At 73.1% G+C, this 23,199-nt stretch carries 20 protein-coding genes and 2 pseudogenes; 10 read left to right on the top strand and 12 right to left on the bottom strand.

Annotation, left to right across the window (positions count from 1 at the left end; all coding sequences use genetic code 11):
- Together GA0115242_RS05585 and GA0115242_RS05580 are read left to right on the top strand one after the other, a co-directional pair.
- Positions 1 to 258 (top strand): annotated as a pseudogene (locus GA0115242_RS05585) (alpha/beta hydrolase); the annotation flags it as partial.
- A 192-nt stretch (positions 259 to 450) separates the two neighbouring features.
- On the top strand, positions 451 to 1,269 hold the full coding sequence (locus GA0115242_RS05580) for an SAM-dependent methyltransferase (protein ID WP_093825118.1): 819 nt from the start codon (positions 451 to 453) through the stop codon (positions 1,267 to 1,269).
- A 20-nt stretch (positions 1,270 to 1,289) separates the two neighbouring features.
- Here GA0115242_RS05580 and GA0115242_RS05575 read toward each other — a convergent pair whose 3' ends face one another.
- Complete coding sequence (locus GA0115242_RS05575; RefSeq protein WP_093825116.1) at positions 1,290 to 2,210, bottom strand: helix-turn-helix domain-containing protein; 921 nt, start codon at positions 2,208 to 2,210, stop codon at positions 1,290 to 1,292.
- A 97-nt stretch (positions 2,211 to 2,307) separates the two neighbouring features.
- Positions 2,308 to 2,538 (bottom strand): DUF397 domain-containing protein, encoded by a 231-nt coding sequence (locus GA0115242_RS05570; protein ID WP_093825114.1) that lies wholly within the window; start codon positions 2,536 to 2,538, stop codon positions 2,308 to 2,310.
- Between the two features lie 204 nt (positions 2,539 to 2,742).
- Here GA0115242_RS05570 and GA0115242_RS05565 point away from each other — a divergent pair, with 204 nt between their 5' ends.
- From GA0115242_RS05565 to GA0115242_RS05555, 3 genes are all read left to right on the top strand, one after another.
- The gene (locus GA0115242_RS05565) at positions 2,743 to 3,228 is read left to right on the top strand and encodes an ATP-binding protein (protein WP_093825113.1); all 486 of its coding nucleotides are present in this window, start codon (positions 2,743 to 2,745) and stop codon (positions 3,226 to 3,228) included.
- Between the two features lie 31 nt (positions 3,229 to 3,259).
- Entirely contained in the window at positions 3,260 to 3,760 is a 501-nt protein-coding gene (locus GA0115242_RS05560; protein WP_107461346.1) for a hypothetical protein, read from the top strand.
- 215 nt (positions 3,761 to 3,975) lie between these two features.
- Positions 3,976 to 6,528, top strand: coding sequence for a discoidin domain-containing protein (locus GA0115242_RS05555; protein WP_093825111.1), 2,553 nt, complete (start codon positions 3,976 to 3,978; stop codon positions 6,526 to 6,528).
- Between the two features lie 77 nt (positions 6,529 to 6,605).
- Here GA0115242_RS05555 and GA0115242_RS05550 read toward each other — a convergent pair whose 3' ends face one another.
- The 5 genes from GA0115242_RS05550 to GA0115242_RS05530 all read right to left on the bottom strand — a co-directional run bounded on the left by GA0115242_RS05550 (position 6,606) and on the right by GA0115242_RS05530 (position 13,371).
- A complete protein-coding gene (locus GA0115242_RS05550; protein WP_093825110.1) occupies positions 6,606 to 8,084 on the bottom strand; it encodes a glycoside hydrolase family 43 protein in 1,479 nt (492 codons plus the stop codon).
- A gap of 88 nt (positions 8,085 to 8,172) precedes the next feature.
- On the bottom strand, positions 8,173 to 9,111 hold the full coding sequence (locus GA0115242_RS05545; protein ID WP_093825107.1) for a carbohydrate ABC transporter permease: 939 nt from the start codon (positions 9,109 to 9,111) through the stop codon (positions 8,173 to 8,175).
- A 1-nt stretch (position 9,112) separates the two neighbouring features.
- On the bottom strand, positions 9,113 to 10,018 hold the full coding sequence (locus GA0115242_RS05540) for a carbohydrate ABC transporter permease (RefSeq protein WP_093825105.1): 906 nt from the start codon (positions 10,016 to 10,018) through the stop codon (positions 9,113 to 9,115).
- Positions 10,019 to 10,052: 34 nt separating this feature from the next.
- Positions 10,053 to 11,396, bottom strand: a complete 1,344-nt coding sequence (locus GA0115242_RS05535; RefSeq protein WP_093825103.1) for an extracellular solute-binding protein — start codon at positions 11,394 to 11,396, stop codon at positions 10,053 to 10,055.
- A 145-nt stretch (positions 11,397 to 11,541) separates the two neighbouring features.
- Positions 11,542 to 13,371, bottom strand: coding sequence for a glycoside hydrolase family 2 protein (locus GA0115242_RS05530; RefSeq protein ID WP_093825101.1), 1,830 nt, complete (start codon positions 13,369 to 13,371; stop codon positions 11,542 to 11,544).
- 148 nt (positions 13,372 to 13,519) lie between these two features.
- On the opposite strand from GA0115242_RS05530, the gene GA0115242_RS05525 reads away from it, so the two are divergent.
- Positions 13,520 to 14,536, top strand: coding sequence for a LacI family DNA-binding transcriptional regulator (locus GA0115242_RS05525; RefSeq protein ID WP_256089374.1), 1,017 nt, complete (start codon positions 13,520 to 13,522; stop codon positions 14,534 to 14,536).
- 390 nt (positions 14,537 to 14,926) lie between these two features.
- Positions 14,927 to 15,661, top strand: coding sequence for an MgtC/SapB family protein (locus GA0115242_RS05520; protein ID WP_093825093.1), 735 nt, complete (start codon positions 14,927 to 14,929; stop codon positions 15,659 to 15,661).
- Positions 15,662 to 15,704: 43 nt separating this feature from the next.
- Here GA0115242_RS05520 and GA0115242_RS05515 read toward each other — a convergent pair whose 3' ends face one another.
- A complete protein-coding gene (locus GA0115242_RS05515; RefSeq protein ID WP_093825092.1) occupies positions 15,705 to 16,070 on the bottom strand; it encodes a PRC-barrel domain-containing protein in 366 nt (121 codons plus the stop codon).
- 124 nt (positions 16,071 to 16,194) lie between these two features.
- Between GA0115242_RS05515 and GA0115242_RS05510 the strand changes: the two genes are divergently transcribed.
- Together GA0115242_RS05510 and gap are read left to right on the top strand one after the other, a co-directional pair.
- Positions 16,195 to 17,154 carry a GlxA family transcriptional regulator gene (locus GA0115242_RS05510; RefSeq protein ID WP_093825090.1) on the top strand — a complete coding sequence of 320 codons (960 nt, stop codon included), beginning with the start codon at positions 16,195 to 16,197 and terminating at the stop codon, positions 17,152 to 17,154.
- Positions 17,155 to 17,286: 132 nt separating this feature from the next.
- Positions 17,287 to 18,285: a type I glyceraldehyde-3-phosphate dehydrogenase gene (gene gap, locus GA0115242_RS05505; protein ID WP_093825089.1), complete on the top strand. Its 999-nt coding sequence runs from the start codon at positions 17,287 to 17,289 to the stop codon at positions 18,283 to 18,285.
- A 29-nt stretch (positions 18,286 to 18,314) separates the two neighbouring features.
- On the opposite strand, the gene GA0115242_RS05500 is transcribed toward gap, so the two are convergent.
- Both GA0115242_RS05500 and GA0115242_RS05495 read right to left on the bottom strand, forming a co-directional pair.
- Complete coding sequence (locus GA0115242_RS05500) at positions 18,315 to 20,111, bottom strand: MFS transporter (protein WP_093825087.1); 1,797 nt, start codon at positions 20,109 to 20,111, stop codon at positions 18,315 to 18,317.
- A complete protein-coding gene (locus GA0115242_RS05495) occupies positions 20,108 to 20,575 on the bottom strand; it encodes a MarR family winged helix-turn-helix transcriptional regulator (RefSeq protein WP_093825085.1) in 468 nt (155 codons plus the stop codon). Before GA0115242_RS05495 ends, GA0115242_RS05500 begins: the two co-directional genes overlap by 4 nt.
- Positions 20,576 to 20,668: 93 nt before the next feature.
- On the opposite strand from GA0115242_RS05495, the gene GA0115242_RS05490 reads away from it, so the two are divergent.
- Entirely contained in the window at positions 20,669 to 21,193 is a 525-nt protein-coding gene (locus GA0115242_RS05490) for a kinase (RefSeq protein ID WP_093825083.1), read from the top strand.
- Between the two features lie 61 nt (positions 21,194 to 21,254).
- Here the strand turns inward: GA0115242_RS05490 and GA0115242_RS05485 are convergent, their stop codons facing one another.
- Positions 21,255 to 22,268 (bottom strand): phospholipase D-like domain-containing protein, encoded by a 1,014-nt coding sequence (locus GA0115242_RS05485; protein WP_093825081.1) that lies wholly within the window; start codon positions 22,266 to 22,268, stop codon positions 21,255 to 21,257.
- Positions 22,269 to 22,473: 205 nt separating this feature from the next.
- Positions 22,474 to 23,199, bottom strand: a pseudogene (locus GA0115242_RS05480) (MFS transporter); the annotation flags it as partial.

Genomic DNA, 23,199 nt, shown 5'->3' with positions numbered 1-23,199 from the left:
GCGCCCCGGCACGACGGCACCGGCGGCCTGCCCGTGCTCCTGCTGGTCGGGGACGCCGACCCGCTCGCCGACCGGGCCGCGCTCGCCCGGACGGCAGCCGCCCGGCCCCGCACCCGGCTCTCGGTGGTGCGCGGCGCCCACCACGACGTCCTCAACGACCTCCAGCACCGCTCGGTCGCCGCCGAGGTCGTCACCTTCCTGGAGACCCTGCGCAACGCGCTGGTCCCGGTCGTCGCCGTCGAGTCCAGCACCTGGTGACGGGCGCCCGGTGACCCGGGCGCCGACCGAACTCCCGTTCTCCGCACGGACGGTGGCCGGAAGTGGCCTGTGCCGGTGGCATGGGAGGGCCGCCTCGATCAAGGGGTGGCCGGGGCGTCCGTCGTCTCCCTAGGATGAACAGCCAGCCGAGCCGGTCGGGACGACGACCGGCCCTGTCAGCCGGGGGAGACGATGGAGTCCGGGAAGAAACCGTCCACCACGATCGACGCCACGGTGCCGACGGCCGCGCGCATGTACGACCACTACCTCAACGGCAAGGACAACTACGCCGTGGACCGGGCGGCCTGCGAGGAACTCGACCGCGTGGTGCCCAGCACCCGCGCGCTCGCCCTCAACAACCGCCGCTTCCTGCAGCGGATGGTGCGCACCCTGGCCCGCGAGTACGGCATCCGGCAGTTCCTCGACCACGGATCGGGGCTGCCCACCCAGAACAACGTGCACCAGGTGGCGCAGGCCGTCGACCCCGAGTCCCGCGTGGTGTACGTCGACAACGACCCGATGGTCCTGGTGCACGGCCGCGCCCTGCTCGACCAGAACGACCGGACCGCCGTCATCCAGGCCGACCTGCGCGGGACCGACGAGATATTCGACCACCCCGACACCCGGCGGCTCGTCGACCTGTCGCAGCCGGTCGCCGTGCTCTTCAACTCGGTCTTCCACTGCATCCCCGACAGCGACACCGACGGACCGCCCGCCGTGGTGCGCCGGGTCCGTGAACGGCTGGCCCCGGGAAGCTTCCTGGTGATGTGTCAGCTCGTCAGCGACGACGAGAAGGTCAGGGACTTCGTCACCGGCTTCATGAACGAGGCCACCCAGGGGCACTGGGGGAGGGTGCGCGAGGAGCGGGACGTCGCCGGGTGGTTCGAGGGCCTGGAGATCCTCGAACCCGGCCTGGTCGAGGTGTCCACCTGGCGGCCGGACAGCGATCTCGCGCCCCGGCAACTCACCCAGGAGTGGATCGAGTTCGGGGGAGTGGGCCGGATCGGCTAGCGGGCGGGGCGCGGAGCGGATCAGGGCGCCGGGTACCGCTGCTCCAGCGTCTGCCGCAGCAGGGCCAGCGAGGCGCGCGGGTCGAGCGCCTCGTCGGCCAGCCGGTCCAGCGTCACCCGGTACTCCTCCGTCTCGTCCCGGTCCTCCAGGAACGTCGCGCTCCTGATGTGCTCCAGATAGACGATGTCCGGCAGGTCGAGACCGGCGAAGCGCAGATAGGTGACCGGGATGGACGGCGCCGACGCGTTGGTGACGTCCAACGGCACGATCTGCACGGTGACATGGGGGAGCCGGGCCATGCGCACCAGGTGCAGGAGCTGCTCGCGCATCACCTCACGGCTGCCCAGCACCCGCAGCAGCACCGACTCGTCGAGGATCGCCCAGAGCTGCGGAGCGGGCTCCCGGCGCAGCAACTCGGTCCGCCGCACCCGCAGTTCGACCCTCCGGTCCACCTCGCGCGACGGCGCCGCGGGCAGCCCGCGCGACACCACCGCGCGGGTGTAGGCCGGGGTCTGGAGCAGGCCCGGGACATACTGGATCTCGAAGGTGCGGATGGCGACCGCGGCCTCCTGGAGGCCGACCAGCCGGTCGAACCACTCCGGCAGCAGCCGCTTGTCGTACCGCTGCCACCAGCCCGGCTCGCCCGCCCGCGCCAGCAGCTGGAGGAGCGTCGACGCCTCGTGACCCTCGGTGCCGTAGAAGTCGAGGAGCGCCCGGACGTCCCGTTCGGTGGGCGGCCTGCGCCCCTTGCCCGCCTCGATCCGTGACAGCTTCGCCGGGCTGAACCCGACGGCGCGGGCCGCCTGTTCCTGTGCCAGCCCGGCGTCCTCGCGGATACCCGCGAGCTGCACCCCGACCAGCATCTTCAGCAAGGTCGGGGCGGGCTCGGAACGCGCCAGATACGGTTCGAGGCGGGAGACGCGCGGTGACTCGGACGGCATCCTGGCTCCCGGTCGCGGGCGGACAACGGGACGCATTATCGCACCGGCTCACCTGCCGGCGCACGCGTCGGTACGCCCGGACCGGTCGCACGCGGCGTCACAGCAGGTGATCGAACTCGCCCTCCTTCGCCCCGGCCAGGAACGCGGCCAGCTCCGCCGGGGTGTACACCAGCGCCGGCCCCTGCGGATCGCGGGAGTTGCGCACGGCGACCCCGCCCCCGGGCAGGGCGGCGACCTCCACACAGTTGCCCTCGGCGTTGCTGTGCCGGCTCTTGGTCCAGTGGACGTCCAGGGAGTCGGCCGGTACGCCGTTCGGGATCGATGACATGGGACTCTCCTCGCGTGCGATCGCGCCGGGCCCGGCGGTGCGCCGCGTCTGCGGGCGGACCGTTCGAACACGGCTCCGGTGTCCGCGCACGCACGCAATTTCCCGTGAAATTGCACGCGCTCGCTCTCGCCGTGGATAATAGTCAGCGCGTCAACCCCCGTGCTGGCGCCCGATCCTGACGTCACCTCAGTTCAGGGAGGCTCCGTGGCGTTATCCGCGTTCCCGGCCCCCTGGTCGGATCCGACCAGGCGCCCCGTTGTCCCGCCCCGCCACGCGCCACGCGCCGCGGCCCTGCTGCTGCCCGGCACCCCCGGGGAGTGCGCCGAGGCCCGCCGGTTCACCGTCCGCACCCTCGCCGCCTGGGATCTCGGCCACCTCGCGGACGACGCCAGGACCGTCGTCGGCGAACTGACCGCCAACGCCGTCCGGCACGCCGGGACGCGCCACCCGCTCACCGCCGCCGAGGGCGAGATCCGGCTGAGGGTCACGCTGCGCGCCGCCCATCTGCTGATCGCCGTCACCGACCGGGGCGACGACCTCCCCGCCTACCCCGGGCCCGCCGGGGACCTGGACACCGCCGGGCGCGGCCTGCGCGTCGTCGAGGCGCTCAGCGACCACTGGGGCTGGACCCGCTACCGGCCGTCCGGCAAGACCGTCTGGGCCCAACTGCCGCTGCGGGCACGGATCTGACGGTGACCGGACGACGACGAGGGACCGGCCGGTGACCAGCACCCCGGTGCGGGAGTGCGGCCCGGCCGCCACCCTGCACGACGTCGGGCGGGTGCCCTGGCACGACCTGAGGGACGCGACCGGCAGCGCCGCCGCCATCCCCCTGCTGCTCGCCGCCATCGCCTCGGGCGACGACGCCGCCGCGCGCACCGGCGTCGACCGGCTGCGCCACCGCATCTGCCAGTACGGCTTCGTCGTCGTCGAGGCGACCCCGGTCACGGTGCCCTTCCTCTGGCACCTCGCCCAGCGGCCCCAGGTCACCTGCCGGACGCAGCTCCTCGGGCTGCTGCGCTCCATCGCCGGTGCCCGCCAGTGGGAGACGGTGGCCGCCGCGTCCCCGAAGGTCCGCCGCCACCACGACGACCACATCGGCTGGGAGTCGGCGGCCCGGCGCGCGGTGCGCGACCACGGCGGGGCCATCCCGCGGCTGCTCGCCGACCGGGACGCCGACCTCGTGCGGGCCGCCGAGGAACTGGCCTGCCTCATTTTCTGAACGCCGGGGCACGGTCAACCCGGCGCCTGTGAACACGACTTGAAAGATTCCTGGCTCCGGGGGGTTGCCGGAACCCTGATGTCATCCTTTAAATCAAGCCGTGAACTAAGTGGCCGTGCCGCGCCTCCCCGCTCCCCACCCCTGCCCCACCCCTGTCCGGAAGCGGCCCGGCCCCGTTGTGACCATCCCTCGTCGCACCCGCAGAGGAACATGGCATGAGATTCAGAGCCTTGGGTGTCGCGCTCGCCGCCACGGCAGCGCTCGCCGCCCTCCCCACCCTCAGTCCCCCGACCGCCGCGGCCGCCGACGCCAACCTGGCGCAGGGCCGCACCGCCACCGCCTCCTCGACGGAGAACGCGGGCACGCCCGCGGCCGCCGCCGTCGACGGGGACCTCGGCACCCGCTGGTCCTCGGCGACGACCGACGACCAGTGGCTCCAGGTCGACCTCGGCGACACCGCCTCCATCAGCAAGATCGTGCTGAACTGGGAGGCCGCGTACGGCAAGGACTACAAGATCCAGAGCTCGCCCGACGGCGGCTCCTGGACCGACCTCACCTCCGTCACCGGCGGCGACGGCGGCACCGACACGCTCACCGTGACCGGCCAGGGCCGCTACGTCCGGATGCTCGGCGTCCACCGCGCCACCGCGTACGGCTACTCCCTCTGGGAGTTCCAGGTGTTCGGCACCGCCGGCACCAACCAGCCCGCCGCCTGCTCCACCGCCAACGCGGCCCAGGGCAAGGCCGCTTCGGCCTCCTCGACGGAGAACGCGGGCACCCCCGCCTCGGCCGCCTTCGACGGCGACGACACCACCCGCTGGTCGAGCCAGGCCGCCGACCCGCAGTGGGTCCGCGTCGACCTCGGCTCCTCGCAGAGCATCTGCAAGGTCGACCTCAACTGGGAGGCGGCGTACGGCAAGGACTTCCAGATCCAGTCCTCCGCCGACGGCCAGACCTGGACCACCCTGAAGTCCGTCACCGGCGGCACCGGCGGCCGGGCCTCCTACGACGTCAGCGGCACCGGACGGTACGTCCGGGTGCTGGGCACCGCCCGCGGCACCGGCTACGGGTACTCGCTCTGGGAGGTCGCCGTGCACACCGGCTCCGGCGGCGGCACCCCGCCCGTCGAGGGCGGCGGCGACCTGGGCCCGAACGTCATCGTGGTGGACCCCTCCACCCCCAACCTCCAGCAGAAGTTCGACCAGGTCTTCGCCCAGCAGGAGTCCGCGCAGTTCGGCTCCGGGCGCTACCAGTTCCTGATGAAGCCGGGCACCTACAACGGCATCAACGCCCAGCTCGGCTTCTACACCTCGGTCTCCGGCCTCGGACTCAACCCCGACGACGTCCAGCTCAACGGGGACATCACGGTCGACGCGGGCTGGTTCAACGGCAACGCCACGCAGAACTTCTGGCGTTCGGCGGAGAACCTCGCCATCACCCCGTCCAACGGCACCGACCGCTGGGCCGTCGCGCAGGCCGCGCCGTTCCGCCGCATCCACGTCAAGGGCGGCCTCAACCTGGCCCCCAACGGCTACGGCTGGGCCTCGGGCGGGTACATCGCCGACTCGAAGATCGACGGCACCGTCGGCCCGTACTCCCAGCAGCAGTGGTACACCCGCGACAGCTCCGTCGGCGGCTGGACCAACGGCGTCTGGAACATGACCTTCACCGGTGTGCAGGGCGCCCCGGCCACCAACTTCGACACCGGCCCCTACACCACGCTCGACACCACCCCGATCTCGCGCGAGAAGCCGTTCCTCTACCTCGACGGGAACACCTACAAGGTGTTCGTCCCGGCCAAGCGCACCGCCTCCCGCGGTGTCTCCTGGCCCGCGAACACCGGCGGCACCTCGCTGCCGCTGAGCCAGTTCTACGTGGTCAAGGCGGGCGCGACGGCCGCCACCATCAACGCGGCGCTCGCCCAGGGCCTCAACCTCCTGTTCACGCCCGGCGTCTACCACCTCGACCAGACGATCAACGTCAACCGCGCCAACACCGTGGTCCTCGGCCTCGGCCTGGCGACCCTGGTGCCGGACGGGGGCGTCGACGCCCTGCACGTCGCCGACGTCGACGGGGTCCGGCTGGCCGGCTTCCTCATCGACGCCGGTGCCACCCGGTCCGACACGCTGCTCCAGATCGGCCCCGCCGGTTCGGGCGCCGACCACGCGGCCAACCCCACCACCATGCAGGACGTGTTCGTGCGCGTCGGCGGTGCGGGACCCGGCCTCGCCACCAACTCCGTGGTGGTCAACAGCGACGACGTGCTCATCGACCACACCTGGCTGTGGCGCGCCGACCACGGCGCGGGCGTCGGCTGGGAGACCAACCGGGCCGACTACGGCCTCAAGGTCAACGGCAACGACGTGCTCGCGACCGGCCTGTTCGTGGAGCACTTCAACAAGTACGACGTCCTGTGGAGCGGCGAGCGCGGCCGCACGATCTTCTACCAGAACGAGAAGGCGTACGACGCGCCCAACGCGGCCGCCATCACCCATGACGGCATCGTCGGCTACGCGGCCTACAAGGTCGCCGACTCCGTCACCACCCACGAGGCGTGGGGCCTGGGCAGCTACTGCAACTTCACCTCCGACCCGTCCATCGTCCAGCGCCACGGGTTCCAGGTGCCGGTGAAGGCGGGCGTGAAGCTGCACGACATCCAGGTCATCTCGCTGGGCGGCAAGGGCCAGTACGCCCACGTCGTCAACGACACCGGTGCGCCGACCTCGGGCTCCGACACCATCCCGTCCAAGATCACGCAGTTCCCGTGATCGCCGTCCCCTGAGCCGGACGACGACAACGGGCGCCACGGACCGAGCAGTTCGGTCCGTGGCGCCCGCGTTCGCGCTCAGCCGGTGTAGACCTCGGCCCGGTCCACGCTCACGAACGACGCCTGGGACGAGGCGTTGCGCTCGCCGGTCACCCGCACCCGCAGCGTGTGCCGCCCGGACGCCAGCTTCGGGCTGACGTACTGCACGGTCTCGCCGGTGCGGATCGCGCCGTAGAAGTCGACGCGCTGCTCGGCCCCGCCGTCGATGCTGATCGCCGCGATGCCGTTGCCGGTGTCGCGCACCGACAGGAGCGCGATCCGGGTCCCGGTGAAGGAGAAGACCGCCGTGGCGCCCGCCTGGTCGCTCCAGTGGTCGTCGCCCCAGAAGCACTGGGCCGCGCAGCCGGTGCCCGAGTTCCAGCTCCCGGTCCAGGCGACGGTCCCGTCGGCGCTCGACCGGCCGTCGTCGTTGATCCAGTGGTTGCCCGAACCCGGGTCGCCCGAGGGCAGGTTCTGGGTCGCGCCGGTGGCGAGCGGGGTGCCCAGGTTCGGGCTGCCGTCCGCGTTCCAGGTGATCTTCTGGGCCCGGGTGGTGCGGTCGGTGTAGGTGTTCACCGAGGTCGACTTGGCGTGGTACACCATCCAGTCCTCGGTGCCGTCGGGGGAGGTGAAGAACGCGTGGTGGCCCGGCCCGAAGACGCCCCGGCCGTCGTTGCGGGAGAAGACCGCCCCGGAGCGCTGCGTCCAGTTGGCGCGCACCAGCGGGTCGGCTCCGTCGGGCAGCGACAGCATCCAGACCTGGTAGTCCGGCTTCCCGGTGTCGCACGTCGAGTAGGTCATCCAGGTGCGGCCGTTGCGGTTCAGGAACTCCGGGCCCTCCCGCACCTCGGGGCAGCCGCCCGCCGCGTCGATCGCGACGGCGTTGCCCGAGACGGTGTACGGGTTCGACAGCGGCGCGATGTTCAGCCCGTTGTGCTGGTACGGGTTGATGCCGCTGTAGGCCAGGTAGAGGCGGCCGTTGTGGGTGAACACGCTCGGGTCGATCGCGAAGTCCGCGGTGTGGTTGGGCGGGATCAGCGCCGACTTGAAGTGGTACGGGCCCGCCGGGTCGTCCCGGTCCGACTCCAGGACGTAGATCCGGTGGTGGTCGTCGACGCCGTCGTCGGCCGTGTAGTAGAGGTACCAGCGGTCGCCGAAGCGGTAGAACTCCGGCGCCCAGATGTCCCGGTTGCGGGAGGTGTCGGTGTCCGTCCACACGGTGACCGGGTCGGAGGCCAGCAGCGTGCTCAGCGACGCCGAGCGCCACATCCGGATGCTGCCGCCCTGCGTGGTCGTCAGGTAGTACGAGCCCTTCCAGTACGTCAGATAGGGGTCGGGGCCGGTGTTGAGCGGGTTGCGGAACGTCGTGCTCGCGGCGGCGACCGCGCCCGGGGCGGCCGGGGCGCCTGCGGCCGGGTCCGCCGCGGTCGCCCGGGGGACGCAGACGAGGGAGAACAGCAGGGCCAACAGCGCGGCCGCCAGGACCACGGGGCGGATCGTGCGGGGAGTGGTGCTCATGCGCGGCTCCCTTACATCGATGTAAGTCTCGGACGGGACGGTAGGGAAGAGGCGGTGCGGTGTCAACGAGGCGTGGGGCGGGCCCGGTTCACTGGCCGCCGAGCCCGGTCGTGGCGACCGACTTGACGATGTGCCGCTGGAAGAAGAGAAACACCACGACCAGCGGCAGCGCGGCCAGCACCGCCGACGCCATCGACTGCGCGTACTGGATGCCGTAGGCGTCCTTCACCGACGTGATCCCCACCGGCAGGGTCATCAGCGCCGGGTCGGAGGTCGAGACGAACGGCCACAGGAAGTTGTTCCAGGCCCCGATGAAGACGAAGATCGCCACGGCCGCGAGCATCGGCCGGGACAGCGGCAGCAGCACCGACCAGAAGATCCGCGCGTGCCCTGCGCCGTCGATCCTGGCCGCCTCCTCCAGCTCGCGGGGGAGGGAGTCGAAGTGCTTCTTCAGGATGAACACCATCACCGGCGCGACCGTCTGCGGCAGGATCACCGCCGCGTAGGTGTCCAGCAGCCCCAGGCTCAGCATCTGCCGGAACCACGGCACGATCAGCATCTGCGGCGGCACCAGCACGGCCGCCACGGTCAGCGTGAACAGCCACCGCCCGCCCGGGAACCGGGTCCGGGAGAACGCGTACCCGGCCATCGCCGAGACCAGCACCGTGATCACCGTGACGGCGGCGGAGACCAGCAGGCTGTTGAACATCCACAGCGGCAGGTCGCCGCGCTCCCAGACGGTGCGGAAGCCGTCCAGGGTCAGCCCGTGCCGCGGCCACAGCCAGTGCACCGGATCGCTGGCGTCCTGCTCGGACTTGAACGCCGTCAGCAGCGCCCACGACATCGGCAGCAGCCACACCACGGCGAGCACCCCGAGGACGCCGAGGGCGAGCACCCGCGCGAGGCGGCTCTCCCCGAGCGACAGATGGGTACGGCCGGTCGGCGGACGGCGGCGCGGCGCCGACAGTTCTCTGATCCGGGGCCGCGCGGGCGCGGGACGGGCGGGCAGGTCGGTGGTGGAGGTCATGTCACTTCTCCCGGCGGCGGAGGGCGGCGTACTGGGCCGCGGAGGCGAGGACGACGAGGGCGAAGAAGACGTAGCTGATCGCCGAGGCGTACCCGAGGCGGTAGCCGGTGAAGCCGACGTCGTAGACGTACTCGACCACCGGACGCGTCGAGTTGTCGGGCCCGCCCTTGGTCAGCAGGTACACCTGGTCGAAGACCTTCAGCGAGGCGAGGATCTGCAGCACGGTGACGACGGTGGTGATCCGGCCGAGCTGCGGCAGCGTGATCGACCACAGGCGCCGCCAGGCGCCCGCCCCGTCGATGGCGGCCGCCTCGTAGAGATGGTCGGGCACGGACTGCAACGCGGCCAGGTAGAGCAGGAAGTTGAAGCCGACCGTCCACCACAGGGTGGTCAGGACGATCGCCGACATCGCCACCGACGGGTCGCTGAGCCACGCCACCCGGCCGAGCCCGACACCGTCCAGGAGATGGTTGTAGAGGCCGAGGTCGGGCTGGTACAGCCAGATCCACAGCAGCCCGACCACGCCCACCGGCAGCAGGTAGGGGGCGAAGAACGCGAGCCGCCACACCCACTGGCCCGGCAGCCCGGTGTGCACCAGCAGTGCCATGCCGAGCGCCACCGCCACCAGCGGGACGGTCGACAGGGCGGTGAACCACACGGTGTGGCCGAGCGCGCGCCACATCTCGGCGTCCCTGACCGCCTCGGAGAAGTTGTCCAGGCCGATGAAGTCCGGGGTGTGGGCCGACAGCGAGGTGTCCGTGAGGCTCATCCACAGCCCCTGGCCCAGCGGCCAGAGCATGAAGACGGCGAACAGGACCAGGAAGGGGAGGGCGAACAGCAGGCCGGGGGAGAGGAGCCGGCGCACGGAGCGGGACCCGGGGGTGGCCGGGGCCAGGGGAGAGGACATCGTCGTGCCTCCTGCGCGGATGGTCGCAGCCGGATCAGGCCGGGCTGGGCTTGGAGAGGAAGGTGTCGAGGCGCCGCACCATGGCGCGCGCCGCGCGGTCCGGGGCGAGGTCGCCGAGCAGGGCCTGCTGGAGGACCTGGCACATGGCGTTCTGGAAGTCGGATCCGGCGCCCGCGAACCAGACCGCCGGGTCGAGCACCACCGAGCTCTGCGCCCGCGCGTAGTCGGCCTGCGGACGCAGCTTCGCGTAGGCGGCCGTCGCGGTCACCGGCCGGTAGGCGGGGATGTGGCCCGCGGTGGCCCAGATCTGCCCGGCCTTCAGCAGCGCGGCGACCGCCCGGTGGGTGCGGCGGCGGTGTCCGGCGTCCGGGTGCGGGCGGCGCGGCAGCACGAAGGCGTGCGAGTCGGCGTAGACGGCGGGTGTGCCGAACACGGTGGGGAAGGGCGCGGCGCCCACCTTCGGGTCGGCGGCCCGGAAGGTGCCCAGCTCCCACTCGCCCGACAGGATCATCGCCGTCTGCCGGTTGGCGAAGGCGGCGATGGCCGCCGCGTAGTCCAGGCGCCGGGGGTTGACGCGGCCGTCGACGAGCTTCGTCATGAAGGCGATCACCTCGGTCATCCGGTCGGCGTCGACCTCGGCGGGGCCGCCCTCGGGGAGCCGGAAGGTGCCGCCGGTCTGCCGGTACAGGCCGTAGAAGAGGCGCCAGCACTGGGCGGTGTCGGTGACGTAGCCGAAGGCGATGCCCTGCCTGCCCGACGCCTTGGCGAGTTCCCGTCCGGCGGCGAGGAAGGAGTCGGGGGAGCCGAACGCCTCCGTGTCCAGCACCCCGTCCCCGGTCAGCAGACCGGCCCGTGCCGCCGGTTCGGGGTGGTAGAAGACGATGAACGGGTGGGTGTCCAGCGGGACGGCGTAGGTCGCGCCCTCGAACCGGGTCCTTGACCAGACCGCGTCGGCGAAGTCGCCGGGGCGCACGCCGTACTCGGCCAGCAGGTCCAGGTCCCACGGGTCGAGCAGACCGGTGGGCGCGTACCCGGCCAGCCGCGACATGTGCGAGACGGCCACGTCGGGCCCGCGTCCGCCCGCCGAGGCCATGGCGAGCTTGGTGTAGTACGGGGTGCCCCACTCCAGGACCGTGCGCTCGATCCGGGTCCCCGGCATGTCGGGACCGGCCCTGCGCACCATGTCGTTGAGGAGTCCGCCGTCGGCCCCGCTGAACAGGTCCCAGAGGCGGACCGTCCTGTCGTCGGCGGCCAGCGCGGATCCGCAGCCGCTCAGCGCCCCGGCGCCGAGCACGGCCGCGCCGGCGGCGAGGGCCCCGGTCAGGGCGCGGCGTCTGGTCGGTCCGGGGCGTCCGACCGGTTCGGGTGTGACGGTCATGGGGCTCCTTCCCCGCGGGCGGCGGAGCGGCGGCCGTGCCCGGGGGACCGGGCCGGGCCGCCGCTCCGCCGCCCACAGATCTACATCGTTGTACATCGTGGGTGCGCGTCGGCGGGTGCCGCTCGCGGGGAGCGGTCCGCCGCCGCTACGGAGTGGGGTTCTCGTAGGCCGCCGGGCGGAGCTGGGCCGCGCGCAGCAGCGCGGTCTCGGCCTTCTCCGAACGGTCGAACCGGTAGACGCCGTTGCGTTCCTGGAAGACGTCGGTGAGCTGGGTGTAGCAGTAGCCGAACATCTCCGGGTCGTCGAGCAGCACGCCGGTGAGACCGCGGAAGCGCTCCACGAACTCCGCCTCGGTGCGCGGCCGTTCGCCGTAGCCCCAGGAGACCCCCGTGTCGTCCCCGGCCGCGGCGGCCGCCTCCGGGTCCCACCAGACGCCGCCGAACTCGCTGACGAAGTACGGCTGTCCGGCGTAGGGCAGCGACCAGACGCGCCCGTCCGGGCCGGTGTTGACGTACGGGCGGTCCTCGGCGAGCCCCGCCACGGTCTCGGCGAACACGGCCGGGTCCTGCTCGTAGCAGTGCGCGTCGTAGACGTCGGTCTCCGCCACCCGGTGCGCGTAGCCGGACGCGTCGATGACCGGCCGGGTGGGGTCGGCCAGCTTGGTGGCCAGGAACATGCCCCGGGTCACGTCGTCCAGGACGGTGAGCCGGTCGTGCAGCGGCTGGTAGGTCTCGTTGAGCGGGCACCACCCGACGATCGAGGGGTGCGAGTGGTCCCGCTCCAGCGCTTCGAGCCACTGGGTGACGTACGAGGCGTCGGGCCGCTGGTTGTCGTCGCGGACGCCGGTCTCGCACCCCCAGTCGCCGAACTCGCCCCAGACCAGGTAGCCGAGCCGGTCGGCGTGGTAGAGGTAGCGCTCCTCGAACACCTTCTGGTGCAGCCGGGCCCCGTTGAACCCGGCCGCGAGCCCCAGCTCGATGTCGCGGACCAGCGCGGCGTCGCTCGGCGCGGTCATCAGGCCGTCCGGGTAGTAGCCCTGGTCGAGGACGAGCCGCTGGAAGACGCGCTCCCCGTTGAGCAGCAGCTCCCGGCCGCGCACCGAGACCGAGCGCAGCCCCGCGTAGGAGCGGGCCGCGTCGACGACCGTCCCGTCCGGGGCCAGCACTGTGAGCGACAGGTCGTACAGGTGCGGGTCGGCGGGCGACCAGGGGCGCACGCGGTCCCCGGGGACGGGCAGCACCAGACGCGGGCACAGGTCGAGGTCGGCGCGGGCCTCGGCGGTGACGACGGTGCCCGCCGCGTCGGCGAGGACGGCCCTGACCCGGTGACCCGGCACGTTCGCGCTCAGCGGCAGCTCCACGTGGAAGGAGCCCGAGGCCAGGTCCGGGGTGATCCGGGGGCGGCGCAGCGCGACCGTCCTGGGCACCGGCTCCATCCAGACCGTCTGCCAGATGCCGGTCGTACGGGTGTAGTGGCAGTGCGAGTTGGCGTACCAGGTGGCCTGCTTGCCGCGGGCCTGGACGCCGTGCCTGCTGTCGCGGGCGCGCACCACGAGCGTCACCTCCCGGCCCGCGGCGGCGATCTCGCCGAGGTCGGCGGTGAACGGGGTGAACCCGCCCCGGTGCCGGGCGACCTCGCGGCCGTCGGCCCACACCGTGGTGTCGTGGTCGACGGCGCCGAAGTGCAGCAGCACCCGGGCGTCCCCCCACTCGGCCGGGACGGTCACCGTGCGCCGGTACCAGACGGCCTCCAGGAAGTCCGTCTCGCCGACGCCGGACAGCTCCGACTCCGGGCAGAACGGGACGACGACGCGGCCGGACAACTCGCGTTCGCGCAGGCCGCGTTCGAGTCCGGTGTCGGAGCGGTCGGTCTCGAACTGCCACGCGCCGTTGAGATTGAGCCAGGCGTCGCGGACGAACTGCGGCCTGGGGTACTCGGGTCGGGGCTGCTGCTCCGGCAGGTACGGGTCGGGCATGAGGCTCCTCGCATCGCAAGTTCCGGTCGGTGCGGGCACATGGCATCATGACGATTACAACGATGTAAATATCTCGGCGGAGATTGACCGGCCTGAATTCGCTCCGTCACGGTCGGTACGATCACGACCGGCGGAGGAAAGAGGGAGCGTGGCTGCCAGACCCAGGATCAAGGACGTGGCGGAGTACGCGGGCGTCTCTCCCAAGACCGTCTCCAACGTGATCAACGACTACGAGCACGTGTCCGAGCGGACCCGCACGGTCGTGCGCGAGGCCATAGACGCGCTCGGCTACCGGGTCAACATCGCGGGCCGCCAGCTCCGTCAGGGCCGCACCGGCATGATCACCCTCGCCGTCCCCGAACTCGACGTGGCCTACTTCTCCGAACTGGCCAAGCACGTCATGGCCGAGGCCGACCGGGCCGGGCGCACCGTGCTGCTCCACCAGACGGGCGGCGAGCGCGGACGGGAACTCGCGGCGCTGCACGGCTTCGACACCCAGTTCTCCGACGGGGTGATCCTCAGCCCGCTGTCGCTGCTGCCCCGCGACCTCGCCACCCGCGACCGCAGGCTGCCGGTGGTGCTGCTCGGCGAACGCCCCGCCGAGGGCGACACCGACCACGTCGGCATCGACAACGTGGCCGCCGCGCGGGACGCCACCGCGCACCTGCTGGCCCGGGGGCGGCGCCGGATCGCCGTGATCGGCGGCGCGGTCCGGGGACGGCAGGGCACCGACCGGCTGCGCACCGACGGCTACCGCCAGGCCCTGCGCGACGCCCGCGTCCCCTTCGATCCGCGCCTTGTGGTCCCGGTCGAGGCGTTCCACTGGCGCGACGGCGCCCGTGCCGCGAGCCGCCTGATGGACCTCGGCACCCCGCCGGACGCGCTGCTGTGCCTCAACGACCACATGGCGCTCGGTGCCCTGCGCGCCCTGCACGAGGCGGGCCGCTCCGTCCCCGGCGACCTGGACGTGGTCGGCTTCGACGACATCGAGGCCACCCGCTTCAGCGTGCCCAGCCTGACGACGGTGGCCCCCGACAAACCCCGGATCGCCCGGGAGGCCGTCGCCCTGCTGCTGCACCGCGTCGACGCCCCCGACGCGACGGCCCCCGGCCGCGACGAGGTCGTCGGCCACCGGGTCGTCGTACGGGAGAGCAGCGGGGGGTGAACGACCGGGCGCCGGACGGCCCCGGCGACTTCGGTGCCTCTGACGCCTCTGAGGCATCTATGGCCTCTGACGTCCCTGACGCCCCCCGGAGTCCCCGGCGCCCCGGCCCGTCGGCGCCGCCCCGGGTGGTGGGCCGGTCGGCCCGTGCCGCCGACAGCACGGGCCGACCGGTGTCACCCCGGGCGGCGCGAACCGCCCGGGTCGGAGGGACTCTGCCGGTGCGGGGGTTGCGACTCCGTTGCATCGCAAGCGCGTTCGGGCGAGGTGGGGGGCGGCGCGCGCCCGGCGGCGGCCGTGCCGCCGTTCCCCGTCGCACACGGCGCGCGACGGCGCGACCGTGCGCCCGCACCCCGGGGCATGGCCCGCCCCCGACGGGGCAGGGAGCCACCCGTGACTGGGCTTGCTGCATCGTTGTGGGATCCGCACAACGGACAAGGACTACGGCAATTCGCCGAACTGGCGCTGGCGCTGCTGCTCTCCAGCCTCATCGGCTGGGAACGCGCCGCGAAACAGAAGAGCGCGGGGCTGCGCACCCACACCCTGGTGGGGGTCGCCAGCGCGCTCATGATGCAGGTCTCGCAGCACGGGTTCAACGGGGTGCTCGGCCTGGACAACGTCTCCTTCGACCCGTCCCGGGTGGCGGCGCAGATCGTCTCCGGGATCGGCTTCATCGGCGGCGGCCTCATCTTCGTCCGCCGGGACGCCGTCCGCGGGCTGACCACCGCGGCCACCGTCTGGCTGACCGCCGCCGTCGGCATGGCCTGCGGCGGCGGGCTGCCGCTGCTCGCGGGCGCCGCCACCGTCCTGCACTTCCTGGTGGTGCGCGGCTACCCGCCGCTCTCCGCCCGGCTGGCGCCCGGCTCCGTCACCAGCTCCTTCGAGGTGCGCCTGACCTACCGCACCGGATCGGCGCTGCTGCCCCGGCTGATGCAGATCTGCACCCGGCGGGGCTTCCGGATACTGCAGGTCACCGTGGAGCGGTTGCCGGGCCGCACCGACGACGCGGCCCGGGTCCTGCTCGGCCTCGAAGGCAGCGAGGACCCGACCGACCTGGTCGCGGAACTCTTCCAGGACGACGGGGTGATCGACGTGTCGGTGACGGCGTCCGCCGTCGACGACGAGTAGCCCGGCGCGGCCAGGACGTCCCGCCGCGCCGGACCGGCCGGGCTCAGTGCCCGGAGCCGTGCTCGCCGTAGTGGCCGCTGAGCTGGTCCCGGTAGGCGGGGTCGCCGAGGTGGCGCTCCCTGTCGAACGCGGGCGCGTCCTTGATCTGCGCCTTGGTCCTGGCCACCCGGACGGTCCTGCTGTCGTGGTCCACGTCCTCGACCGTGCCGGCCGGCAGCAGCACCTCCTTGCCGAGGATCCACGGGCCGGTGTCGACCACCAGGTACTGCGGGCCGACGTCGGTGGTGTGCCGGTCCACCTTGCCGACCCTGCCGTCGGAGGCCTCCACCGTGTAGCCGGTGAAGTCCAGGTCCGGGGTGTGTCCTGCGGTGGGCGCGTAGCTCCACAGGGAGTCGGAGTCGTGCGTCATGGGGTCCCCTCGTGCGCGGGCGGCTGACCGGCGCACCGTTGCACGCCGGTGCTGCACGGGTCTCCCGAGACCCGGCCGTCAAACCGGACGGCGCCCCCGCCCGCCCGCTGCGTACGCTGGCGGGGTGCCGCCCGCCCCCCGCCTCCGCCGTGTCGCCGTCCTCGTCCTCGAAGGCGCCAAGCCGCTCGACGTCGGCATCCCCGCGCAGGTCTTCACCACCCGCGCGAGCATGCCGTACGAGGTCCGCCCGTGCGGCGCCGCGCCCGGCCTGGTGACCGGCGGCGACGGCCTCTCCTACCACGTGGCGCACGGGCTCGACGCGCTGGTCTGGGCCGACATCGTCTTCATCCCCGGCTACCGCTTCCCCGACCGCGACGACCCGCCGCGCGCCGTCACCGACGCCCTCACCGCGGCGCACACCCGGGGCGCCCGCCTCGCCGCCATCTCGACCGGCGCCTTCGCCCTGGCCGCCACCGGACTCCTCGACGGCAGACGGGCCACCACGCACTGGCACTACACCCGGGCCCTCGCCGCCCGCCACCCGCTCGTCCGGGTCGACGAGAACGTCCTGTTCGTCGACGAGGGCAGCGTCCTCACCTCGGCGGGCGCCGCCTCCGGCATCGACCTGTGCCTGCACATCCTGCGCGGCGACCTCGGGGTGGCCGCCTCCAACCACGCCGCCCGGCGCCTGGTCGCCGCCCCCTACCGCAGCGGCGGCCAGGCCCAGTACGTGCCGCGCAGCGTGCCCGAGCCGCTCGGTGAACGCTTCGCCACCACCCGCGAGTGGGCCCTGTGCCACCTCGGCGAACCCCTCACCCTGGAGACGCTGGCCCGGCAGGCGGCGGTCTCCCCGCGCACGTTCTCCCGCCGCTTCGTCGAGGAGACCGGGTACACGCCGATGCAGTGGGTGATGCGCGCCCGGGTCGACCGGGCCCGCGAACTCCTGGAGCGCTCCGAGCGGGGCGTCGAGCAGATCGCCGCCGACGTGGGCCTCGGCACCGGCTCCAACCTGCGGCTGCACTTCCAGCGCATCCTCGGCACCACCCCGACCGAGTACCGCCGCACCTTCGCCCGCGGCGAGTGACCGGGACGCGCCCCGGACCCCCGCGCGCGCCTCCGTCACGCCTGGCGCGATCCTTGTGAACCGTGGCGATCATGCCACTGTCCGCGCGCGCCCGCGCGCAGGAGGGTGGTGGGGAACCGAAGGGACACCACCATGACTCGCCTCGCCATCAACGGCTTCGGCCGCATCGGCCGCAACGTGCTCCGCGCCCTGCTCGAACGCGACAGCTCCCTGGAGGTCGTCGCCGTCAACGACCTCACGGAGCCCGCCGCGCTGGCCCGGCTGCTCGCCTTCGACTCGACGTCCGGCCGCCTGGGGCGCCCCGTGACCGTGGAGGGCGACACCCTGGTCGTCGACGGCCGCCGCATCACCGTCCTCGCCGAGCGCGAGCCCGCGAAGCTCCCCTGGGCCGAGTTGGAGATCGACCTCGTCCTGGAGGCCACCGGCCGGTTCACCTCGGCCGGGGCCGCGGGCGTGCACCTCACCGCCGGGGCCAGGAAGGTGCTGGTCAGCGCGCCCTCGGACGGCGCGGACGTCACCCTCGCGTACGGCGTCAACACCGACGCGTACGACCCGGCCGCGCACACCGTCGTGTCGAACGCCTCCTGCACCACCAACGCGCTGGCGCCGCTCGCCTCGGTCCTCGACGACCTGGCCGGCATCGAGCACGGCTTCATGACGACGGTGCACGCGTACACCCAGGAGCAGAACCTCCAGGACGGCCCGCACCGCGACCCCCGCCGCGCCCGCGCCGCCGGTGTCAACATCGTGCCGACCACGACCGGCGCCGCCAAGGCGATCGGCCTCGTGCTGCCCAACCTCGCGGGCAAGCTGTCCGGTGACTCGATCCGGGTCCCGGTGCCGGTCGGCTCGATCGTCGAGCTGAACACCACCGTCGCCCGGGACGTGACCCGCGACGAGGTGCTGGCCGCCTACCGCGCCGCGGCCGAGGGCCCCCTCGCCGGTGTCCTGGAGTATTCGGAGGACGCGCTCGTCTCCTCCGACATCACCGGCAACCCGGCCTCGTCGATCTTCGACTCGGCGCTCACCCGGGTCGACGGCCGCCACATCAAGGTCGTCGCCTGGTACGACAACGAGTGGGGCTTCTCGAACCGCGTGATCGACACCCTGGAGCTGCTCGCCGCGGGCTGACCCCTGCGACCGCGCCGCCCGCGGCCCGGCTAGACGGGCCGTTCGGCGCCCGCCGTCCGCTCCTTCGGTGCCGCCGGGCCCCCGCCGTCCGCGGCGGGCCGCGCCCGGTGGACGCGCGGGCCGCCGCGCAGGGCCGAGGCGACGGCGGAGACCAGGGCCATGGCCGCGGCGACCGTGAAGACGATGGTCAGCCCGTGGTGGAAGGGGCCCGCGACCAGTTCGGGGAAGAACCTGTGCCCGGTGAGGACGGCGCGCTGCGCGTCCGTGAGCCGGTCCAGGACGCCCTGCGCGCCGAGCAGGTGCGCGACGGGGTTGTCGCCGAGGAACGTCGCGAACAGGGTGCTCACCGGCGGCAGCCCGGCCGCCGTCCCGGCCGCGGCGGCCGGCACCCCGTGCGCGACGAGGCCGTCCCGCAGGCTCGCGGGGAGGGTGCCGGCCAGCCCGGAGACCATCAGGGAGAAGAACACCCCGATGGACAGGGCGGTGCCGGAGTTCTGGAACGTGGAGCGCATGCCGGAGGCGACGCCCCGGTACTCGGCCGGGACGCTGCCCATCACGGACGACGTGTTGGGCGCCGAGAACATGCCCTGGCCCAGCCCGTTGAGCAGCAGCAGCCCCGCGAAGAGCGGGTAGTCGAAGTCCACGGGCAGGGCGAGCAGGCCGAGGAAGGACCCCGCGACCACCAGCAGTCCCGCGGTAGAGAACAGCCGGGCCCCGAACCGGTCGGACAGATACCCCGACAGCGGTCCCGCCACGAGGAAACCGCAGGTCAGCGGCAGCATGAAGACGCCCGCCCAGAGCGGGGTGTCCTCGAAGGCGTAGCCGTGCAGCGGCAGCCAGATGCCCTGGAGCCAGATGATCAGCATGAACTGCAGGCCGCCCCGGGCGACGGCCGTCAGCAGCGCGGCGAGGTTGCCCGCGGCGAAGGCGCGGATCCGGAACAGGGCCAGGTCGAACATGGGCTCGGCGACCCGGGTCTCGATCCAGCAGAACGCGGCCAGCAGCGCGACCCCGCAGCCGAGGGCGCCGAGCACCCAGGGGTTGCCCCAGCCGGTGGGGTCGCCGCCGTAGGGCTGGATGCCGTAGGTGATGCCCGCCAGCAGGACGCCCGCGCCGACGGCGAAGGTGGCGTTGCCGAGCCAGTCGACGCGTCCGGGGCGGCCCGCCGAGGTCTCCCGCAGGCTCAGGTAGGACCACACGGTGCCGGTCACACTGATCGGCACGCTCACCCAGAACACGGCCCGCCAGTCCACGGCGGCCAGCAGGCCACCGGCGAGCAGGCCGAGGAACTGCCCGGCCAGCGCGGTGATCTGGTTGATGCCGAGGGCGGTGCCCCGCTGCCGGGCCGGGAACGCGTCGGTGAGGATCGCCGCGGAGTTCGCCGTCAGCATCGAGCCGCCGAACGCCTGCACGATCCGCCAGCCGATCAGCCACAGCGCCCCGGCCCCCTGGTGGAACGGGTCGAGGGAGAGCGCCACGGAGGCGCACGCGAAGACCAGGAAGCCGAGGTTGTAGATCCGCACCCGCCCGAACATGTCGCCGAGCCGCCCGAGGACCACCACCAGGACCGCCGACACCAGCAGGTACCCCAGGATCATCCACAGCAGGTAGCCGATGTTGCCGGGCGCGAGCGGGTCGAGGCCGATGCCCCGGAAGATGGCCGGGAGCGAGATGATCACGATCGACGCGTCCATGGTGGCGATCAGGACGCCGAGCGTGGTGTTGGACAGCGCCACCCACTTGTAGTTCGGGCCCGGCGGGACGTCGTGGCGCCGGACCGCGCCCGCGGCGAGCCGCGCGAACGGGCCGCTCGGCCGCCCGTTCACAACCGCTCCGCCAGCCGGTCGAGCAGCGGTACGGCCGCGGCCAGCACGGCGCGCTCCGGCTCGGAGAACTCGGCGAGGACCGCCTCCAGCCTGCGGACCGACGCCGAGCGCCGCTGCGCGAGCACGGCCGCGCCCTCCGGGGAGACGGCGACGATGCTGCGGCGGCCGTCGGCCGGGTCGGGGGCACGGCGCACCAGCCCGCGCCGGGTGAGACCGGCCAGCGTGGTGGCCATCGCCTGCGGACGCACCCGCTCCGACTCCGCCAGCGACGACGGCGACGCGGGCCCCGCACCGGCCAGCCTGGCCAGCACCGACACCTCCGAGAGCGACACGTCGCCCACGGTGTGCGCCTGGCGCAGCCGCCGGGTCACCCGCCCCACGGCCAGCCGCAGCGCCGCCGCGAGTCCGGCGTCCCCGCCGGTGCTGTGTCCGTCGTCCCGTTCCGCCCCGTGCTCGGTCCGCATAAGTACTAACAGTAGATTTATCAGTCTGGACTGTTCCACCAAGCCCGGGTAAACGACCCACATCGGACACCGGTCCCTGGCTAGGGTCGTCCCGTGAAGACCGGCACCTCCCGGACCCGCCTGATCGTCCTGCGCGGGAACAGCGCCTCGGGGAAGTCGAGCGTCGCCGCCGCGCTCCGCGCGCGGACCGGCCGCGGCATCGCCCTCGTCGGCCAGGACACCGTCCGCCGCACGATCCTGCGCGAGCGCGACCTGCCCGGCGGCCTGAACATCGGCCTGATCGACCTGACCGCCCGGCACGCGCTGGACGGCGGCTACCACGTCGTCGTCGAGGGCATCCTGCACGCCGGGCGCTACGGCGCGATGCTCGCCGGGCTCCGCGCCGACCACGTCGGGCGCACGCACCAGTACTACCTGGACGTGCCCCTCGCCGAGACCCTCGTCCGGCACGCCGGGAAGCCGATCGCCGACGAGGTCGACGAGAGCCTGCTGCGCGCCTGGTACCTGCCGCTCGACCTGCTGCCCGGCGGTGTCGAGACCGTCATCGGCCCGGACAGCTCCCTGGAGCGGACCGTGGAGCGGGTGCTGCGCGACACCGGTCTCGCCGGGCCCCGCTGAGCCCGGCGCGCCGGGCGGGTGCCGGGCGGTGCGCCTCACGCGCCGCCCGGCACCGTCAGGGTCAGGCGGCGGTGCCTCCCGCGAAGTCGGCGGCGAACGTCGTCTCCACGGTCCTGGCCACCGCGGCGGACGCCCCGGTGCCGGTGAGGATGACGCCCAACTCCCGGTTTCGGCTCAGCGAGTTGCTGCTGATGTTCATCGACCCCGCCTCCACCGCCTGGCCGGCGAGGCCGTAGTCGGCGACCATCGCCTTGGCGTGGATGTAGAAGCCGCCGGGGTCGGAGTACCCGACGACGGTGCCGCCCGCCGCCTTGATCCCGGAGACCGCGTCGGCGTACGAGCCCGGTGTCTCCAGGACCACCCGCACGGTGACCCCGGCCCTGGCCCGCGCCTCGATCGCGGCGACCACCGCGTGGTCGCTCAGCTCCAGTTCCTCGATGTCGAGGGTTTTGGTGGCGCCCTGGATCAGGGACACCAGGCGGCTGCGGGAGTCGGTGGGCGACCAGAGCAGGTGGTCGCCGTCGCCCGGGGTGACGGCGGTGCCCGCGTAGTCGGCGGCGAAGACCCGCTCGATGGCGGCGACATCGCGCGCGTCGCCGTCGAAGACCCCGTAGTCGCGGCTGGTGCGGTAGTAGCGGGAGGTGAGGTTCCCGGTCATGACGAGGGACTTCGCGCCGTCGACCGTGATGGTCTTCTGGTGGGTGTAGACGAAGGCGGCGGACGACCAGACCACCCCGGCGCCCGCCGCGGTGAGGGCCTGGTAGGCGGGATGGTCCGCGCTCTCGTGCCGGCGGTCGAGGATCACCCGGACCGCGACACCCCGCTTGCGCAGGGCCACCAGGGCGTCGACGGCGGCGGTGTCCTCCAGCTCGTACATCGTCATGTCGAGGCTCTTGGTGGCCGAGTTGATGAAGTCGTAGACGGCGGGCTGGCCGCCGGTCCTGGAGAAGGCGAAGGCGGAGTAGGCAGCGGCCCGCGCGGGGGCGGGGGCGGGTGCCGCCGGTGAGGCGGTCGCGAGCACGGCGGCGCCGGCGGTCAGGGCGGTGCAGACGCGGCGGGCGATCTTCCACGACATGGCTGACTCCTGGTCGGGTTCCTGCCCGCCATGGGGGGCGAGCGCAGGAATGACACCACGCGGGCGGAGTCTCGCGGGGCGCAATCCGGGGGAATCGCCCGTGCGGTACACAGCGACTGAACCGGGCGAAAGGGACTCGACGCAGGTGGGAGCCGGTTCGCGGGAGATCTGACGGGTGGGCAAAATCTCCGTATTGCGGGTGAGTTCACCCTGTTGTCCCGACCTCCGAGGGGCGGGCCGGGGTGGCGGAGCGGGGCGTGCGCAGGACCCCGGCGGTGGCCGCGGCGACGAGGCAGCAGAGCGCGGGGAGGAAGAAGGTGACGTCCAGCGGCACGAGATGGGTGAGCCAGCCGATGACGGCGGGTCCGGCCAGCATGCCCAGATAGCCCAGGCCCGCGACCCGGGAGACGTTCGCGCCCGCCGCGCCCTCCTCGGCGTGCCCGGCGGCGCTGAACAACTGCGGTACGCAGCCGGAGAGTCCGGCGCCGAAGACCGCCCAGCCCGCCAGGGCCAGCGGCACCCACGGGGAGAGCGCGACGGCGGTGACGCCCACGGCCGCGGCCCCGGCGCCGTAGCGCAGGATCGCGGCGGGTCCGAAGCGGGCCGAGACCCGGTCGGCGAGGAGCCGTCCGATCGTCATCGCGGCGGCGAAGCTGCCGTAGGCGAAGGCGGCGGTGCTCTCGGAGGCGCCCAGGACCGTGCGCAGGTGCAGGACGCTCCAGTCGTTGGCGACACCCTCGCAGAGCATGATCATCAGGGCCAGGACGGCGAGCAGCCAGATCCGGGTGGGGTGGCGCCGGACCCCGTGGCGCCGTCCCCGGCGGGGGAGTCCGCGGGCGCGGCGGCCGGGGCGGGCAGCAGGGAGCGGGACGCCGCCACCGCGACGACCGCGCCGACCGCTCCGGCCGCGCCGAGCGTCGTCGCCGGGCTC

Origin of the sequence: Streptomyces sp. SolWspMP-5a-2, assembly GCF_900091845.1 — a bacterium.
Taxonomy (GTDB): Bacteria; Actinomycetota; Actinomycetes; order Streptomycetales; family Streptomycetaceae; genus Streptomyces; species Streptomyces doudnae.
Note: the sequence above shows the minus strand (reverse complement) of the source record. Positions and strands in the feature narration are given on the sequence as shown.

What these genes read in the sequence shown, in the direction of transcription:
- GA0115242_RS05580 (WP_093825118.1), top strand. Translation starts at nt 451, where the DNA reads ATGGAGTCCGGGAAGAAACCGTCCACCACGATCGACGCCACGGTGCCG.
- GA0115242_RS05575 (WP_093825116.1), bottom strand. Translation starts at nt 2,210, where the DNA reads ATGCCGTCCGAGTCACCGCGCGTCTCCCGCCTCGAACCGTATCTGGCG.
- GA0115242_RS05570 (WP_093825114.1), bottom strand. Translation starts at nt 2,538, where the DNA reads ATGTCATCGATCCCGAACGGCGTACCGGCCGACTCCCTGGACGTCCAC.
- GA0115242_RS05555 (WP_093825111.1), top strand. Translation starts at nt 3,976, where the DNA reads ATGAGATTCAGAGCCTTGGGTGTCGCGCTCGCCGCCACGGCAGCGCTC.
- GA0115242_RS05550 (WP_093825110.1), bottom strand. Translation starts at nt 8,084, where the DNA reads ATGAGCACCACTCCCCGCACGATCCGCCCCGTGGTCCTGGCGGCCGCG.
- GA0115242_RS05545 (WP_093825107.1), bottom strand. Translation starts at nt 9,111, where the DNA reads ATGACCTCCACCACCGACCTGCCCGCCCGTCCCGCGCCCGCGCGGCCC.
- GA0115242_RS05540 (WP_093825105.1), bottom strand. Translation starts at nt 10,018, where the DNA reads ATGTCCTCTCCCCTGGCCCCGGCCACCCCCGGGTCCCGCTCCGTGCGC.
- GA0115242_RS05535 (WP_093825103.1), bottom strand. Translation starts at nt 11,396, where the DNA reads ATGACCGTCACACCCGAACCGGTCGGACGCCCCGGACCGACCAGACGC.
- GA0115242_RS05530 (WP_093825101.1), bottom strand. Translation starts at nt 13,371, where the DNA reads ATGCCCGACCCGTACCTGCCGGAGCAGCAGCCCCGACCCGAGTACCCC.
- GA0115242_RS05515 (WP_093825092.1), bottom strand. Translation starts at nt 16,070, where the DNA reads ATGACGCACGACTCCGACTCCCTGTGGAGCTACGCGCCCACCGCAGGA.
- gap (WP_093825089.1), top strand. Translation starts at nt 17,287, where the DNA reads ATGACTCGCCTCGCCATCAACGGCTTCGGCCGCATCGGCCGCAACGTG.
- GA0115242_RS05495 (WP_093825085.1), bottom strand. Translation starts at nt 20,575, where the DNA reads ATGCGGACCGAGCACGGGGCGGAACGGGACGACGGACACAGCACCGGC.
- GA0115242_RS05485 (WP_093825081.1), bottom strand. Translation starts at nt 22,268, where the DNA reads ATGTCGTGGAAGATCGCCCGCCGCGTCTGCACCGCCCTGACCGCCGGC.